Raw genomic sequence first — 16,991 nt, 5'->3', positions numbered from 1 at the left:
CTTACATATGGAAATCAATGAGAATCTGCAGGCCGAACGCAACCTGAAAGGAGCTGAGTTCGAGAAAGCAGGAAATTTAGAAAAAGCAATTGAGTTGTATGAGGAAAATGTCAAGGAAAGCTTTAAAGGAAATCATCCTTATGATCGATTAGCAACGATCTACAAAAACGAAAATAGTATTGATAATGAAATTAGAGTTTTGGAAAAAGCCATTATCGTATACGAAGAAATTACAATCGAAGACAGAATTGAAGGTTTGCCAAAACTCTTCCGCTTTAAAAACCGATTAGAAAAAGCATTACATACCAAAACACAACTTGCCAAACAAAAGAAAAGCAAACTGAAATAAACCTAACTTTTAATACAATTTGCCATGATTGCTTTAAAAAGAACCAACTCTGACGATACTGATTTTAGAAACCTGGTAGTTTTACTGGATCAGGATTTAAAAATCAGAGATGGAGACGACCATGCCTTTTACAATCAATTCAATAAGACCGATCAAATAAAACATGTTGTGGTTTTTTACGAAAATGATGTGGCTGTAGGTTGTGGCGCTTTCAGAGAAAAAGAAAAAGATACGGTAGAAATCAAACGCATGTTTGTACATCCGGATTTCCGTAAAAAAGGGATTGCTTCTCAGGTACTGGCAGAACTGGAACAATGGGCCAAGGAAGTTGAATACCGTTATACGATTTTAGAAACCGGTAAAAATCAGCCCGAAGCCATTAATTTGTACCAAAAATTAGGTTACACCATTATTCCAAATTATCCTCCTTACGAAAAAATGGAGAATAGCGTTTGCATGAAAAAGACTTTATAATAATGAAAATGACAGCACAAGCATTAAGACAAAAAGTGGGACAATTCTTTTTTCCTGCCGTTTTTATAAACGATACTGAAGAAAACATTCAGGAAACGGAACGTTTAATAAAAGAACACAACATTGGCGGACTTACCTTTTTTCACAGCCGTGCCAGTGCCGCGACAAACTACGAAAGCCAGAAAAAAGTCGAATTCAATGACGATAGTTATCAAAAAATAAAAGACCTGATCGTTCGCTACCAAAAAGTAGCCTCTACCCCACTTTTAATCAGTATTGATGCCGAATGGGGTCTTGCAATGCGCATCGAAAAAACACCACAATACCCCTACGCGATCACTTTGGGAGCTTTACCTCAGAGTAAATCACATTTGGTTTATGAAGTTGGAAAACAGATTGGTTTAGATTTAAAAGCGGCCGGAATTCATTACAACTTGTCGCCACTGGCAGACATCAACAACAACCCGAATAATCCGGTAATTGGCTATCGTTCTTTTGGTGAGAACAAAGAAAAAGTAGCCGATTTTGCTGTCGAATATTTGAAAGGTATGTCCGAAGTTGGAATTTTGGGCTGTCTGAAACACTTTCCGGGACACGGAAATACCAATGTCGATTCGCATCTGGGATTACCGGTTTTAAACGAAACTTTGGAAGAATTACTCGAAAATGAGTTGTACCCATTTATTAAAGGAATTGAAAACAATGTCGATTCGATTATGATTGGACATTTGGCCGTTCCAAGTTTAAATGACGGCAAAAATACATCGGCAACTTTATCAAAACCTATTATCGAAACCCTTTTACGAGAAAAATTGGGTTATGATGGTTTGGTAATTTCTGATGCCCTAAACATGCACAGCGTTTCTAAACTGTATGAAACCAAAGGAGAACTCGAATGGGAAGCCTTTAATGCCGGCAACGACGTTTTATGTTTCGCCGAAAATGTACCCGAAGGAATTGAAGCCATTCTTAAAAATGCTTCTCCGGAACGCATTGAAGAAAGTTTTAACCGAATCCTAAAAGCCAAACAAAAAGTTGGGATCTTAGCTGAAACTTCCTTTACCTCAGGAGAACTCAATTTTGAAAAAGCTTCAGCCCTGAACCTTGAAATCGCTCAAAATTCCATCACCAAAATCATCGGCAATTTCACTACTGAGCAGGTTTTCGAAGCACAAAGAAACAATCAGCTGGCCAAACTGAGTTTGTACAAAAACAGCAATAATCCATTCTTTCAAACCTTAAATTCAAAGCTAAATTCAGCAGAATTTGCTTTTGAGAACCTGGAAGTTTCAGACCTTCAGCAAATTCAAAAAAGTCTGGAGCCGTTTGAAACGATTATCATTTCTTTATTTGTTCCGAAAGCAAAACCGATGAACAATTTTGAAATCAATGCCGAAGTTTTGACATTGCTGTCTGATTTGCTTCAAACCAAAAAATGTATTCTTTATGTTTTTGGAAATCCTTATGTTTTACCAATAATCCCGAACCTTTCAAAGGCCTCAGGACTTATTCAGGTGTATCAGGATTTTGACGAGTTTCAAAAAAATGCCGGAAATCAATTTCTTGAAAATAGCAACTGTAAAGGAAGTCTTCCTGTAAATATTGACATTCAATAACTTACAATACAAAAACCATTACTCATAACCAAAAACTATCAGTTAATAAATATTAATAATCACATCTTATTATAAGATTCTATACTTATACCCTACTTTTGCAGCAGAAATAAATTTTTAACTTTAAAACGAAAAATATGTCTTTAGTAGGAAAAAAATTCCCAAGTATTGCAGTTGATGCTATCTCTGAAATGGGTGATAATTTAAAAATCAACATTTTTGAAGAAGCAGTAAACAACAACAAAAAAGTATTATTGTTTTGGTACCCAAAAGATTTCACTTTTGTTTGCCCAACTGAATTACACGCCTTCCAAGCTGCTTTACCAGAATTTGAAAAAAGAAATACTATCGTAATCGGAGCTTCATGTGACACCAACGAAGTACACTTTGCCTGGTTGAACACACCAAAAAACAATGGTGGAATCGAAGGTGTAACTTACCCAATCTTAGCAGATACTAACCGTAACTTAGCTAACATTTTAGGGATCCTTGATATCGAAGCTACAAGCTACAGCGAAGAGACTGATTCAGTTATCATCGAAGGTTCAAACGTAACGTACAGAGCTACTTATTTAATTGACGAAACTGGAAAAATTTTCCACGAAAGTGTTAACGATATGCCATTAGGACGTAACGTAAACGAATACTTAAGAATGGTTGATGCTTACACACACATTCAAACTAAAGGTGAAGTTTGTCCTGCAAACTGGGAAGCCGGAAAAGAAGCAATGAGCGCAGACAGACTTAGTACTGCTGAGTATTTGAGCGCAAACTAATAAAATCTCAATTTTTAAAATTCCAAATTCCAACTTTGGGATTTGGAATTTATAAATTGAAATTCCTTTTCACAAAAAACAATAACATTTCAAAAAAATAAAATTCCTGAATTCAATCGTAAGATTTGGAATTTGGAGTTTATAATATTGGAATTTAAATAAAATGATATGTTAATCGACTTAAACGAAGATACGTTAGCAGATTTAGTTGCTAAAAACGAAAAAGTAGTAGTACAATATTCAGCTTCATGGTGTGGAAATTGCCGTATTATGAAACCAAAATTCAAAAAATTAGCAACAGAAAACGAAGCTATCACTTTTGTTTTGGTTGATGCTGAAAATTCACCGGAATCAAGAAAGTTAGCCAATGTAAGCAATCTGCCTACTTTCGCCACTTTTGTAAACGGACAATTGGTTGGAGAAACTCAAACCAATAAACAAGAAGTTTTAATCGACTTGGTAAACGCAATCGCGTAATGAGATTGGTTAGACTTACTTAGATTTTTAGACTTCTTAGATGATGTCTAAATTTTCAAGAAAGTCTAAGAAGTCTAAGAATGTATAAAATCTAAGAAATCTAATTATGAAATTACCCGTAATAAAGCAATTGACCCAATTCATCGAAGAAAACGATCAGGATTATATCATTGAAACCATCGAAGTTTTAGAAGCTATGACTGAAATTCCATCTTTAAAGGATGAAGAATTAGATGTAATTGGCGAATTAATTTCAAATATGTATGGTGCGCTTGAAGTACACAAAATGGTAGTTCAGGGTACCGATAAAAAAGAAGCTCTAAATGCGTTTATGAAACGTGTTTTAGGTTCCATCGATAAATAATCGAGCATTACAAATAAAAAAAACATGACAAGGAAAAAAGCGTTTCAATTTTGAGACGCTTTTTTTTAGTTTTCAGTCTCAGTCTCAGTCTCAGTGTTCAGTCTCAGTCTCAGTGGCAGTTTTCTGTCTCAGTTTTCAGTCTCGGTTTAAACCAATGGTGTCTTCCTAAGCGAAATCGAAGGACTTTCACGCTGCAAAAGATCTTCTTCCCTGCTCAGACCAACAAACAAAAAACGCAAGTTTAGGAACAAACTCCCTCCTCCCGTTTTGTTAAAATTTAAAACTTTAACAAAGCCCTCTCCATTCAAATTCGTTAATTCATACCAGCCCAAAAACTATCCTTAATCTCTCCTTAAACCCATTAACAAATACTTTTAGATTCAAATATTAATCCTTACTTTTGAACCTCATTAATTTAAATAAAAATCATGGCTTCAATAACATTGGGAGGAAATCCTATTCATACTTCAGGCGAGTTACCAGCAGTTGGATCACAACTGGCTGATTTCAAATTAGTACAAAACGATTTATCAGTTGCTTCTTTAGGGAATTTCAGCGGAAAAAAGTTAGTTTTAAACATTTTCCCAAGTATCGATACCGGAACTTGTGCTACATCTGTTAGAAAATTCAACGAAAGCGCTAGTAATTTAGAGAACACAACTGTATTGTGTATTTCAAGAGATTTACCATTTGCTCAAAAACGTTTTTGTGGTGCTGAAGGATTAGAAAACGTAGTTAATTTATCGGATTTCCAAGCGGGAGATTTCGGAAAAACTAATGGTTTAGAAATTGTTGACGGACCTTTAGCCGGATTACATTCAAGAGCAATCATTGTAGTGGATGCTGATGGAAAAGTAGTTCACACAGAACAAGTAGCTGAAATTGCAAACGAACCAAATTACGAAGCAGCTTTAGCAGCACTATAAGACCTTTAAATGGAATTTCAAAAAGACAATACCTTTGTTACTGGCCGATTAAAAAGTATGACCTATGCTTTTAATGGAGCCGTAAAATTGATCAAAACAGAACACAGCATTATGGTTCAATTCTCATTGGGAATTATCATGACCATTGCCGGGTTTTATTTTCATATTTCACAGACCGAATGGCTGTGCCAAACATTAGCCATAGGTTTAGTTTTAAGTGTTGAAGGTCTGAATACGGCAGTCGAAAAAATCGCCGATTTTATTCACCCTGATTACAGTAAACGAATCGGTTTTATTAAAGATATTGCCGCCGGAGCGGTATTTTTTGCTGCAATGACCGCAATAGCAATAGGCTTGATCATTTATCTCCCAAAATTTATATAGGCAACAGTAAACGCAAGAATGGCAAAAACAACCAAAAAAGAAACTTTAGACAAAAAAAACGAATCAAAGACTGAAACAGCGAAGTACTTGAAATTAACCAAACAGCAAAAGTTTGTTTTGGGATGCCTTTTGGTGCTCTTTTCAGTTGCACTATTAGTGGCATTTATTTCTTTTTATGTCAACGGACAATGGCAATCTGACCAAAGTGCGGTAACCCAGTTTGGTGATCGTACTGAAGTTGTAGAAAACTGGCTCGGAAAATTTGGGGCCTTCCTCGCCGATCTTATTGTATACAGAGGTTTTGGTATTGCCGCCTTTGTACTGGTGCGTTTATTTTTTCTTACCGGAATGTTTCTGGCTTTGGAACTCTCTACCAAAAAGTTAAAAAACATTTGGTTCTGGGATCTGTTTGCCATTATTATTGTTTCTGTGCTATTTGGATTTTTCGCCACATCAGCACCTGAATTAGGCGGAACAATTGGATACGAACTCAACCTGTTTTTACAAGATTATATTGGAAAAACAGGTACTTTACTTACACTTCTTTTCGGGTTAATTGTATACCTGATTTTTAAAATCAAACTATCACCTGAAAAAATTCAGTCGTTTTTTGATTCTACTAAAAAGGAATTCAGTTCAGAACTAGCGTCTATAAAAAAGCCTCAGGAAGCTGAAAGCGCTTATAATTTAGAAGAATTTGCAATCGAGGAAGAAGATCCGGAATTGGATAACATTCATTTAAAATCGGATGTCAGCCAATTCGAAATCAACAAAGAAGCCTTGAAACCAACCATTTCAAATGCGTCAGAAATTGATTTGAATCCGGTTTTAAAACCAGTTCAGATGGATGTAAATCCGGTAACTGTAAAAGCCCCTGTTCACACAGAAGAATTTGTAATTGAAAAAGCGGAAGAAGAGGATATTATCGAAGAAAATCTGGCTTCCCGTTTGGTAGCCGATTTTGGTTTATTTGACCCAACTTTGGACTTATCCAATTACAAGTTCCCAACAATTGATTTATTAAAAGAATATTCGACTGGCGGAATCACTATCAATCAGGAAGAATTAGAAGAAAATAAAAACAAAATTGTAGATACTCTGCGCAATTACAAAATTGAAATTGCACAAATCAAAGCAACCGTTGGTCCATCGGTAACTTTATACGAAATTGTACCTGAAGCCGGAATCAGAATCTCTAAAATTAAAAGTTTAGAAGACGATATCGCGCTATCCCTTTCGGCATTAGGGATTCGTATTATCGCCCCAATTCCAGGAAAAGGAACAATTGGTATCGAGGTCCCAAATAAGAACCCGACAATGGTTTCGATGAAAAGCGTTATTGGGTCAGCGAAATTTCAGGAAGCCGAAATGGAGCTGCCAATTGCTTTAGGAAAAACCATTTCAAACGAGACTTTCGTGGTCGATTTAGCCAAAATGCCTCACTTATTGATGGCAGGTGCAACCGGACAAGGAAAATCTGTAGGTTTGAATGCCGTTTTAACCTCTCTTCTATACAAAAAACATCCGGCAGAAGTCAAATTTGTACTGGTAGATCCGAAAAAAGTAGAGCTTACGCTTTTCAATAAAATTGAAAGACATTATTTAGCCAAACTTCCGGATACCGAAGACGCCATCATCACAGACAATGCCAAGGTAGTAAATACCCTAAACTCTCTTTGTGTTGAAATGGACAACCGTTACTCCCTGTTAAAAGACGCAATGGTGCGTAATATTAAGGAGTATAACGAAAAATTCAGAGCACGAAAATTAAACCCCGAAGCAGGTCACCGCTTTTTGCCATATATCATTCTGGTAGTCGATGAGTTTGCCGATTTGATTATGACGGCTGGCAAGGAAGTCGAAATTCCGATTGCGCGTTTGGCCCAGCTGGCCCGTGCTATTGGTATTCACTTAATTATTGCCACACAAAGACCATCGGTTAACGTTATTACAGGTTTAATTAAAGCGAATTTCCCTGCGAGAATTGCTTTTAGAGTAACTTCTAAAATTGATTCCCGAACGATTCTGGACACTCAGGGCGCCGATCAGTTAATTGGACGTGGAGATTTATTATACACCAACGGAAATGATGTAGTACGCGTACAGTGTGCTTTCATCGACACTCCTGAGGTAGAAAAAATTACGGATTTTATCGGTTCGCAAAAAGCGTATGCCACGGCTTATTTGCTTCCGGAGTTTATTGGAGAAGAAACTGGCATCAATCTTGATGTGGATATTTCCGAAAGAGATACTTTATTCAGAGAAGCTGCTGAGATTATTGTCAACGCACAACAAGGTTCCGCTTCATTACTGCAAAGAAAATTAAAATTAGGATACAACAGAGCCGGTCGTTTGATCGATCAGCTGGAAGCAGCCGGAATTGTTGGCCCTTTTGAAGGCAGTAAAGCAAGAACTGTAAACATAACTGACTTAAGTGCTCTTGATCAATTTTTTAATAATGAACAAAATTAAGCCCATCATGAAAACAAAAATTCAGGAAATCCAAAACAATTCTATTACTAAGACGACTAAAAAGTGCATTCAAATGGCAGTTTTATTGCTTTTGAGCTTCACTTCTATTCAGGCTCAGGATAAAAAAGCCAAAGATTTATTGAATGAAGTAACTTCTAAAATAAAGAGCTACAACAATATTGTTATTGACTTTAAATACACTCTGAATAACGCCAAAGAAAACATCAACCAGGACAGTAAAGGTAATGTGACAATGAAAGGCAATCAATACGTATTGAATTTTATGGGAGTAACGAAGATCTTTGACGGTCAGAAAACATACACTATCGTTCCGGAAGATGAGGAAGTAACCATTTCTAAAGTAAACGAAAAAGACGACACTGCTATTACGCCTTCAAAAATGCTGACTTTCTTCAATTCAGGATACAAATACAATATGGATATTGTACAGAACGTAAAAGGAAGAAAAATTCAATACATCAAATTAGCCCCTACAAATTCGAAAGACCAAAGAAAAGAGATTCTTTTAGGTATTGATGTTCAGACTAAACACATCTATAATTTGATTGAAACCGGAAAAAATGGAACAAAAACCACTTTAACCGTTAATTCTTTTAAAACCAATCAGCCTTTATCAAAAAATCAATTTACATTTGTAGCGAGCAAATATCCAAAATACTACATCAATAAATTAGACTAATTACAAGGTTGAAAATTTTAGACAAATACTTACTAAAAACATTTCTGATTACATTTACTACGGTATTTGTAATCCTTTTTTTTATCTTCATACTTCAAACCGTATGGCTCTTTATCTCAGAACTTGCAGGTAAAGATCTGGATTTGATACTGGTGGTAAAATTCCTTTTATTCTCGATGCCCCGAATCATCCCGTTGGTTTTACCCTTATCGGTTTTACTGGCCTCTATTATGACTTTTGGAAATCTGGCTGAGAATTATGAATTCGCGGCCATGAAATCATCCGGAATATCGCTTCAAAGAGCGATGCGGGGATTAATCGTGTTTATCTTTGTCTTAAGTATTGTCGCTTTTTGGTTTGCCAATAATGTGATTCCGTATGCGGAATACAAGTTTATTAATTTTCGAAAAAACATCGCGCAAGCCAAGCCAGCAATGGCAATTGCCGAAGGACAGTTTAATGATGTTGGATTCTACAATATTAAGGTCAACAAAAAATCGGGAGAAAACGGAAACAATTTAACAGGCGTAACTATTCACGAAAAGCCAAACAATACCGGTGAAAACAAAACCGTTATTAAGGCCAAGAGTGGTAAATTAATGAGTAACGAAAAATCCAGCATTTTAAAATTAGTTTTAAATGATGGTTATTACTATCAGGATGTTACTCCGAAAAAATACGAGGATCGCGCCAAACTGCCTTTCATAAAAGGAGCTTTCAAAAAGCAGATCATCAATATCGACTTATCTGAATTAAACAAAACCGATGACGATAAGGAAAATATAAGCAATACAAACGGAATGCTGAATGTTAGCGAGCTTCGCTACACACTAGACTCCCTGAACAAAAATCTGGACAATGAAATCATTTCTTTTTCAGAAAACATCAATCAGCGTGTTGGGATCCGAAAATCGCCGCCAACCTTAAAAACAGCTATAAAGAAAAAAGATTTACCCAATAATCTTTTATCACTATATACCACCAAAGAGAAATCTGATGTTCTCAAAATGGCCACCAGCAATGTTACGAGCAACATCTATTCGATTGAAACCACACAAAACGATTTAAAAGACAAACAAAGAGACATCAACAAACACTTAACGGCCTTATATGAAAAGTTCGTTATTGCGTTTGCCTGTTTTTTAATGTTTTTTATTGGCGCACCATTAGGAGCCATCATCCGTAAAGGAGGACTTGGTTTACCTATAGTGTTTGCTGTTTTAATTTTTATTACATTCCATTTCATCAATACTTTTGGGAAAAGACTTTCGCAGGAAGGCGGAATGAGTCCGTTTATAGGATCATGGATGTCTTCTTTTATATTATTGCCTTTAGCTGTTTTATTAACGTATCGTGCTACTAACGACAACGGATTAATCAACTTTGACGCAATTACAACTCCAATATCACAACTATTTCAAAAAATTTCAGAGCGGTTCTTCCCTGCTCAAAATCAAAAATAATTATGTCAACAACAAAAATACAACTGAATACCATTGAAGAAGCTATTGAAGACATTCGTCAGGGTAAAGTAATCATTGTAGTCGATGATGAAGATCGTGAAAATGAAGGTGATTTTCTGGCTGCTGCCGAAAAGGTAACTCCGGAAATGATCAATTTTATGGCGACTCACGGACGTGGGTTAATTTGCGCCCCATTGACAGAAAGCCGTTGTAAGGAATTAGATTTAAGACCAATGGTTACCAACAATACGGATCATATGGAAACTGCTTTTACGGTTTCTGTTGATTTAAAAGGACATGGAGTAACTACAGGAATTTCAGCAGCTGACCGATCTAAAACAGTGTTAGCACTAACCGATTCAAATGTTAAGCCTCATGAACTGGCACGCCCGGGGCATATTTTCCCTTTGGTAGCCAAACAAGGGGGTGTTTTAAGAAGAACAGGACATACAGAAGCTGCAATTGATTTTGCGAGACTAGCTGGATTCAAGCCGGCTGGTGTAATCTGCGAAATTCTAAATGAAGATGGTACCATGTCCCGCTTACCGGAACTGGTTAAAGTGGCTAAAAAATTCAATTTGAAATTAGTTTCGATTGAGGATTTAGTAGCCTACAGAATGCAGCACGATAGTTTGATTGTAAAAAAAGAAGATTTTGATATCGAAACACGCTTTGGAACTTTTAGATTAAGAGCATACGAGCAGACTACCAACAAACAAATTCATATTGCGTTAACAAAAGGAACCTGGAATCTGGGAGAACCTATCTTAACGAGAATCAATTCTTCGCAGGTAAACAATGACCTGTTAGGAACATTAACCAATAATGCCGAGCAGCAATTAGACGATATGTTTAAGGTGATTAATGAAAATGGCAAAGGCGCTGTATTATTCATTAACCAGGACATGACAGCTGTGAATCTGTTGAATAGAATTGCAGAACTTAAAGCCTTACAGGCAGGAGGAACAATGAAAGCACCAAAAGTGATCATTGACAGTAAAGATTACGGAATTGGCGCTCAGATCTTACACGATATTGATATTTCAAAAATCAGACTGGTCTCTAACACGGAACAAACAAAACGTGTGGGAATGATTGGATATGGTCTTGAAATTACCGAATACGTTAGCTACTAAATAAATATGGGAACATTAGAAGAAAGAATTGCAAAATCGGAAACACACATTTTTAAAGCGGTTTTTCCGAGTACAACCAACCATTATGACACTTTATTCGGAGGTACTGCACTTCATTTGATGGATGAAGTTGCTTTTATTTGTGCGACACGATTCAGCCGAAAAAAGGTAGTTACGATTTCAACCGGCCAAATTGATTTTAAAAAAGCAATTCCTGCCGGAACTTTAATCGAATTAGTAGCCAAAGTGATTAGCGTTGGAAGAACGAGCTGTAAAATTCACGTAGATATTTTTATGGAACAAATGTATTCTGAACTTCGCGAAACCGTAGTTTCAGGAACTTTTTCGTTTGTTGCGGTTGATGAAAACAAAAAACCAGTACCGGTTTTAGACGACCTGGATTAATTTTTTCAAAAATCAGTTTCTCGTAAATACTGGTAACTAGACACTTGAAAATTATTAAAAAAAACTTTCAAAAAAAGTCTAAAAAAAGTTTTGAGAACCGAAAAAGCATCTTATATTTGCACTCGCAATCAGCAAATGATCTGCGACATACTGGAGAAATGGCAGAGCGGTCGAATGCGGCAGTCTTGAAAACTGTTGACTGTAACAGGTCGGGGGTTCGAATCCCTCTTTCTCCGCTGAAGACGAAACCCTCAACATTGTTGAGGGTTTTGTTGTTTTATACAGCAATGGTTTCTCCATACTCTACTAAAAAACACCTAATCAACCCAATACGTTTATCTTTGCCTTTACATTAAAATAAATTAAGATAATAATATACCCAGTGTACCAAATTAAAAAATCCACTTTTTCTGGTGGATTTTTTTGTTATTTATAAGAGTTCTAGAACTTTTCATTAATTCGATCTATAACTTTTTCGATATTGACTTTATTTGCATCAGTTGAAGATTCCATATAAGCATTCACATGTTTCATTAAATTACTAAGTTCTCCAAAAGTTGACGGTTTAGCTAAGAATGAAGTATTCAACATTATAGAAACTTTTATATTAGTTTTATTTATTTCATCTGTTTCAATTAGTAATTCTTGAAGCAATGATACTAGTTTATTCTTCATAGTCTAAAATTTTAAACGAGATATGTAGGTACATCTATCCATCCAACAACTCTATCAGTAATTATTTCTTTAACGCTATCGTCCTCAAATCCATCAGATTTATACCAATTACCAGTAGCGACGTTATAATATGCAACATATTTAAAAGTGAAGTCTCCACCAACATAAGGTCTTTGAATAGAAACTAAATAAGTTCTCGAAGTAGCGGGTCTAATTTGAGGATAATCTATCCAACTCATATTATAATTTTTAGTTTCCATAAAGATACAAAGATGTTCTGAAAAACAATTAAAAAGCATGCTTTCTAAAGCATGCTTTTTTTGCATCATTTTCTAACTTAACAAAAGTGTAGAGTTTCATTTTTAAATCTTGTTGAATTATCGAAATTTTAAATTTTAAAATTATGATAAACAAATTTAAACAGACATTGAAGTTCTTACACGAACAAATTTCAAAATTTTCAGAACCATTGAAAAAGCTACTACATTCAATGATTTTTCTTTACAATCTTTACGAAATAATACACTTTTTTAAAGATTTATTTTTCTAATGATGTTTTCAAAACCACCTGTTCGTAGCAGGTGGTTTTATTTTATAAATTAAACAATATTCTTGATTTACTCTGAATGCTTTCCAAAGTTTCAAATCAGATTGATTTCATTTTTAAACATTGTTGAATTAGCCAGAATTTTTAAATCTAAAATTATGGCTTCTATTAAATATGACTTCACTTCTTGCTACGATGCATACGATTTCTCACATGTTGACTATGAAGAAATCTACCCAGATTTAGAACCAACTGCATTACAAGAAACCTGTGAAGATCTTTTAAACAAAATTCTAGTTCAATATGGAATAGTACTTCCTAAACCAATCTTTGTTAGGTTCCCTGACCCAGTGAAATTGTTAACAACTCGTTTAAGAAATATAAGAAAAACCTTGCCTATAACACCAAAAAGTATTATTTTTAATAAAACAAAGATGAGTAAACATCCTGATATTGAACTTGATACTGCACAGATTTTTAAATCTGTACATAGTATGGGAAAGACTTTAAACAATTTTAAAGCATGTCGTGAACACCTAGAAAAATTGCGATGGAACGGAGAACCAATTTGTCCTCATTGCGGAAGTCAACGTGAAAATCATTATAAAATTAAAGGAAGAACAGAAGAGAAATTTCGTTACAAATGTAAAGATTGTCGCTTACCATTTACTGTAATTGTTGGAACTATATTTGAAAAATCAACAATTCCCTTAGATAAATGGTTTATAGCTATTTTTAAATTTTTAACAAGTAAGAAAGGTATTAGTAGCTATCAACTCATGAGAGAAATAGAAGTTACTCAAAAAACTGCTTGGTTTATGTTAAGTAGAATTCGGAATTCAGTTAAAATGAGAGATGATTTCGAATTTGACGGTATTACCCAAGTTGATGAAACTTTTGTCGGAGGGAAAAATAAAAATCGTAGTAAAGGTAAAAAGATTCCCAATACGCAGGGTAGAAGTCCTAAAACAAAAACAATCGTATTTGGAATGCTTAACAATGGAATTGTATATACTAAAGTTGTGGGGGATACTACAGGTGCAACTCTCAAGCCCATCATCAATGATAAAGTTAAAGAAGGTTCTACTATTGTAAGTGATGGATGGAAAGGGTATCGTGGATTAGACAAGTATTATGACCATAAAGTTATCCAGCATAACTTAGGATTATATAAGGTAGGAGCTTACCATACGAATGGAATTGAAGGATTTTGGGGGATTTTAAAACGAGGTATCATTGGGATATATCATTTTACAAGTAAAAAGCATTTACATCGTTATTGTGATGAATTTGCTTACCGCTATAACATTAGCAAAATGCCCTTGGGAGAACAGTTTAATTTTACTTTAGTTAACTGTGATGAAAGATTAAGATACAAGGAGTTGATTGCAAAGGTTTAATACATAAATAAAAAATCCCAATCATTAGATTGGGATATAATATTAACTTTTTCCACAGCACTTACAGTTATTATTATTCGTTGGTCCTAAATTTGCTGACATTTTTACACTAATTTCTCTCTTTTTACTTAGGTTAGTGGATAAATCGGTTAAAACTCCAGAAATTATTAAATTATCAATTTCTTTTTTTAATTCAATTTTTTCAGCAGTGGATAATTCTAAAAAGCCATTAAGTACCCTAAGTACATCTTTGTTGTTGGTCATATTATAATTTATTAGTTAAGTATTAAAAATTTCCACAAACACCACAATTGGTTGATTTCATATCGGTAGGTGTTACATTGCATCCAGCACATGAACGGCGAAAGTTTCTTAAAGAATATTTCATTCCTTCACGTTTTTCTTCGTCTGTTAAAGGATATTTTGTATCATTTGTATTTCTAATTTGATACTTTATATTAATTATATCCTTTTTCGTTTTTAAATCACTTTTTTCTTGTGGTGGGTATTTTGCTAAGTTAGTATAGTCATTAGATAATTGACCATTATCGTTTGTAGACTCTAAATAATACGAATAAGAATCATCCCATTTATTTGTTAGTGAAAGTACAGATAAGACTAATTGAAGTACAGAAATAGGCGCTGCAATAATTAATATAATTTGTAATGCATCTGCAGATACGTTATACGAAGTTACTATTCCACCTATAACAACAGGAACTATAATTCCCAAAAAATTATTTAATTTTAAAAGCTTTCCAATTTTTCGGCTTCTTTTAGAATAAATATATGATGTTCCGAAAGAATGTAATGCATCATTCCAACAATCTTGTCTTAAATTATCGTATTCGTCAATTTGGTTTTCAGTATTCATGAATTAATTATCTGGGGTAAATTATTCAAATATATAAAAAACAAAACCAAATTTTATGCTGAATATTTTGACAATAGTATATAATCGATGAATGGAAAATATACTCGATGAAATACAACATTTAACAAAGGTGTTTTTAAGAGTGTTATAAATATTATAAACATAAATTATGAGAACATTAACTCAACATATTCAAGAATCGCTAAATAAATCAACAAAGAAAGTTCAAGAAAAACCTGTTGAAGAAGATTTATCTGATTTGATGAGGACGAATCCTGCAAAAGGTGGAGGAATAACGAGAGGAACTTTAAAGGAGAAAGAGGATAATTAATTAGTTGAAGAATATTGAATTCTTCTTATTAAGTCCTCTTTTGGCATTTTTACTATCCATCTTATAAAATCTGTTATTTCAAATGAAGCATCAGAATAAGATACACCCACATAATGTGAGAAAATTATTTGCTCATTAATATATTCAACTTCTATCGAAAACTCTACTTCTTGACAAAATCCAGAATATTTGACAGCATATTTCTTTTTTAAATTATCAATTAAGTTTAAATTAAATAATTCTTTCTTTTCGTATTTTCTAATACGATTGTCAAATTCATTTTTAATTGCATTATATATTGAATCCATAAGTTTCCTTTTGAAGTAAGGAATAAAGATACCTAAAAACTTATAAAGTCGAAGTCTGAACATGATATTAATGTTTTAGATTATTTATAATATAACAATGTTCATAAGCTATCAAAACATTGTTCTCTTTCATTTTCCCACGTTATCCTTTTTAATTATTTTTGTATTGTAAAAATATTCGTGCTTAATTACGTTATTGCTAAATCCAAATTACCACCCTGAAGCTCAACAGCTTCTAGATTTAACAAGCCAATAATGTATGTGAGGTACGCCGCTATGGCGTGGCTTTGCATCATTGCTTGTTTAAGGGTGTGGTAACCCTGGATTTAGTGTGGTGTAAATGTCCACGCTTATTTTTTGCACTAAACATTTATAAATCCAAATTACCACACAATGAAAAAGCACTATCAAAAGTACTGCATGCATTTCGCGTACGCCATTATTTCCATTTCAACATTCTTATTTACAACACGTACAGTCGGTCAAGAAAACCATTCATTATCAATTTCGGAAAGTACACTCGTTTACTTTAAAAATAAAGATTTAAAATGGAATGCAATACTTCACGACACTATTATTGGAACTAAAAGACCTGTATTGTTTTTAAGCAATGAAGGTATAAGTGATAACGAATTAGTAGGATCGTATTCAAAAATACCAACTCAATATTTGCATGCTAGAAGAAATGATCCACAGGGGAATTATATCGAAAATGAATTAGTAGATAAATCGAAAGAATTTAATAACTATGGGTTATCTGAGATTGTTTATTTCATCTATAAAAACGATTCAACTGGTAAATTGTATGGAATAAGAGAAGAAAATTTAAAATCTCTTACTGACTACATTCAAGCACAAGAAATGATTAAAATTGTTCAAAAGTTAGGGTACAAAGTTTATGAAACTAATGAAGCTTACTACGAAAACTATTACTACATCAAATCTAAAACGTGTGAAATAAAACTGGACAACTGGACTTATAATGAACTAAAAAAGAATCCATCTTACATTTCTTCATTAGATAATTATCAGATTAAGCTAAAATCATTAATTCAGCAAACGATCCCACATTCAAAGATTCTTGACAAGCATTTAAGTCTTTATCGAATTCAAAGAAATAAAATGTCTTCTGCAAACATAAATGCTTGGAAAAATGCAACGGTGCAAGCACAAAAGATAAACGATCAAATCTCGAAACTTGGAGAACAATATGCCGGAAATTACTCTTTCACACCGTTTGATCAGATGACCGGTTTGAGAAGGCAATTCACAGATAACTTAGGAGCTTCGAAGGTGGTGCTTGGGATGTAAAAA

21 protein-coding genes and 1 tRNA gene are annotated in these 16,991 nt (G+C 34.2%); 17 read left to right on the top strand and 5 right to left on the bottom strand.

Features of this window, described 5'->3' with window-relative positions; genetic code table 11:
• Positions 1-7 precede the first annotated feature (7 nt).
• The 14 genes from OLM61_RS13310 (at position 8) to OLM61_RS13245 (ending at position 11,778) form a co-directional block, all read left to right on the top strand.
• Positions 8-349 carry a hypothetical protein gene (locus tag OLM61_RS13310; protein ID WP_264523131.1) on the top strand — a complete coding sequence of 114 codons (342 nt, stop codon included), beginning with the start codon at positions 8-10 and terminating at the stop codon, positions 347-349.
• A 24-nt stretch (positions 350-373) separates the two neighbouring features.
• Positions 374-823 carry a GNAT family N-acetyltransferase gene (locus tag OLM61_RS13305; protein WP_264523130.1) on the top strand — a complete coding sequence of 150 codons (450 nt, stop codon included), beginning with the start codon at positions 374-376 and terminating at the stop codon, positions 821-823.
• Between the two features lie 2 nt (positions 824-825).
• The gene (locus OLM61_RS13300; RefSeq protein WP_264523129.1) at positions 826-2,439 is read left to right on the top strand and encodes a glycoside hydrolase family 3 protein; all 1,614 of its coding nucleotides are present in this window, start codon (positions 826-828) and stop codon (positions 2,437-2,439) included.
• 137 nt (positions 2,440-2,576) lie between these two features.
• On the top strand, positions 2,577-3,215 hold the full coding sequence (locus OLM61_RS13295; protein ID WP_160375383.1) for a peroxiredoxin: 639 nt from the start codon (positions 2,577-2,579) through the stop codon (positions 3,213-3,215).
• Positions 3,216-3,383: 168 nt separating this feature from the next.
• Positions 3,384-3,692, top strand: coding sequence for a thioredoxin family protein (locus OLM61_RS13290; RefSeq protein ID WP_007805605.1), 309 nt, complete (start codon positions 3,384-3,386; stop codon positions 3,690-3,692).
• Positions 3,693-3,798: 106 nt separating this feature from the next.
• Positions 3,799-4,056, top strand: a complete 258-nt coding sequence (locus tag OLM61_RS13285) for a DUF6952 family protein (RefSeq protein ID WP_017495510.1) — start codon at positions 3,799-3,801, stop codon at positions 4,054-4,056.
• 428 nt (positions 4,057-4,484) lie between these two features.
• Positions 4,485-4,982: a thiol peroxidase gene (gene tpx, locus OLM61_RS13280; protein WP_264523128.1), complete on the top strand. Its 498-nt coding sequence runs from the start codon at positions 4,485-4,487 to the stop codon at positions 4,980-4,982.
• A 9-nt stretch (positions 4,983-4,991) separates the two neighbouring features.
• On the top strand, positions 4,992-5,366 hold the full coding sequence (locus OLM61_RS13275; protein WP_264523127.1) for a diacylglycerol kinase: 375 nt from the start codon (positions 4,992-4,994) through the stop codon (positions 5,364-5,366).
• An 18-nt stretch (positions 5,367-5,384) separates the two neighbouring features.
• Entirely contained in the window at positions 5,385-7,838 is a 2,454-nt protein-coding gene (locus tag OLM61_RS13270; RefSeq protein WP_264523126.1) for an FtsK/SpoIIIE family DNA translocase, read from the top strand.
• A 7-nt stretch (positions 7,839-7,845) separates the two neighbouring features.
• Complete coding sequence (locus OLM61_RS13265; protein WP_263362991.1) at positions 7,846-8,538, top strand: LolA family protein; 693 nt, start codon at positions 7,846-7,848, stop codon at positions 8,536-8,538.
• An 8-nt stretch (positions 8,539-8,546) separates the two neighbouring features.
• Positions 8,547-10,001 (top strand): LptF/LptG family permease, encoded by a 1,455-nt coding sequence (locus tag OLM61_RS13260; RefSeq protein WP_264523125.1) that lies wholly within the window; start codon positions 8,547-8,549, stop codon positions 9,999-10,001.
• Positions 10,002-10,003: 2 nt separating this feature from the next.
• On the top strand, positions 10,004-11,137 hold the full coding sequence (gene ribB, locus OLM61_RS13255; RefSeq protein ID WP_173967331.1) for a 3,4-dihydroxy-2-butanone-4-phosphate synthase: 1,134 nt from the start codon (positions 10,004-10,006) through the stop codon (positions 11,135-11,137).
• A gap of 6 nt (positions 11,138-11,143) precedes the next feature.
• The gene (locus OLM61_RS13250) at positions 11,144-11,542 is read left to right on the top strand and encodes an acyl-CoA thioesterase (protein WP_264523124.1); all 399 of its coding nucleotides are present in this window, start codon (positions 11,144-11,146) and stop codon (positions 11,540-11,542) included.
• Positions 11,543-11,694: 152 nt separating this feature from the next.
• Positions 11,695-11,778, top strand: a tRNA-Ser gene (locus OLM61_RS13245).
• A gap of 205 nt (positions 11,779-11,983) precedes the next feature.
• Here OLM61_RS13245 and OLM61_RS13240 read toward each other — a convergent pair.
• Positions 11,984-12,217 (bottom strand): hypothetical protein, encoded by a 234-nt coding sequence (locus OLM61_RS13240; protein WP_264523123.1) that lies wholly within the window; start codon positions 12,215-12,217, stop codon positions 11,984-11,986.
• A gap of 11 nt (positions 12,218-12,228) precedes the next feature.
• Entirely contained in the window at positions 12,229-12,456 is a 228-nt protein-coding gene (locus OLM61_RS13235) for a hypothetical protein (protein WP_264523122.1), read from the bottom strand.
• 466 nt (positions 12,457-12,922) lie between these two features.
• Between OLM61_RS13235 and OLM61_RS13230 the strand changes: the two genes are divergently transcribed.
• The gene (locus OLM61_RS13230) at positions 12,923-14,164 is read left to right on the top strand and encodes an IS1595 family transposase (protein ID WP_264523121.1); all 1,242 of its coding nucleotides are present in this window, start codon (positions 12,923-12,925) and stop codon (positions 14,162-14,164) included.
• Between the two features lie 42 nt (positions 14,165-14,206).
• On the opposite strand, the gene OLM61_RS13225 is transcribed toward OLM61_RS13230, so the two are convergent.
• Positions 14,207-14,428: a hypothetical protein gene (locus OLM61_RS13225; RefSeq protein ID WP_264523120.1), complete on the bottom strand. Its 222-nt coding sequence runs from the start codon at positions 14,426-14,428 to the stop codon at positions 14,207-14,209.
• A gap of 22 nt (positions 14,429-14,450) precedes the next feature.
• The gene (locus OLM61_RS13220) at positions 14,451-15,038 is read right to left on the bottom strand and encodes a mobilome CxxCx(11)CxxC protein (RefSeq protein ID WP_264523119.1); all 588 of its coding nucleotides are present in this window, start codon (positions 15,036-15,038) and stop codon (positions 14,451-14,453) included.
• Positions 15,039-15,207: 169 nt separating this feature from the next.
• Here OLM61_RS13220 and OLM61_RS13215 point away from each other — a divergent pair, with 169 nt between their 5' ends.
• Complete coding sequence (locus tag OLM61_RS13215; protein WP_264523118.1) at positions 15,208-15,369, top strand: hypothetical protein; 162 nt, start codon at positions 15,208-15,210, stop codon at positions 15,367-15,369.
• On the opposite strand, the gene OLM61_RS13210 is transcribed toward OLM61_RS13215, so the two are convergent.
• Positions 15,366-15,677, bottom strand: a complete 312-nt coding sequence (locus OLM61_RS13210) for a hypothetical protein (protein WP_264523117.1) — start codon at positions 15,675-15,677, stop codon at positions 15,366-15,368. The two genes, OLM61_RS13215 and OLM61_RS13210, sit on opposite strands and share 4 nt — an antisense overlap.
• Positions 15,678-16,070: 393 nt before the next feature.
• Here OLM61_RS13210 and OLM61_RS13205 point away from each other — a divergent pair, with 393 nt between their 5' ends.
• Positions 16,071-16,988, top strand: coding sequence for a hypothetical protein (locus OLM61_RS13205; RefSeq protein WP_264523116.1), 918 nt, complete (start codon positions 16,071-16,073; stop codon positions 16,986-16,988).
• Positions 16,989-16,991 lie beyond the last annotated feature (3 nt).

The sequence above is a fragment of the Flavobacterium sp. N502536 genome, assembly GCF_025947345.1.
GTDB lineage: Bacteria > Bacteroidota > Bacteroidia > Flavobacteriales > Flavobacteriaceae > Flavobacterium.
The sequence above is the reverse complement of the archived record's forward strand: the minus strand, read 5'-3'. Positions and strand labels throughout refer to the sequence as shown.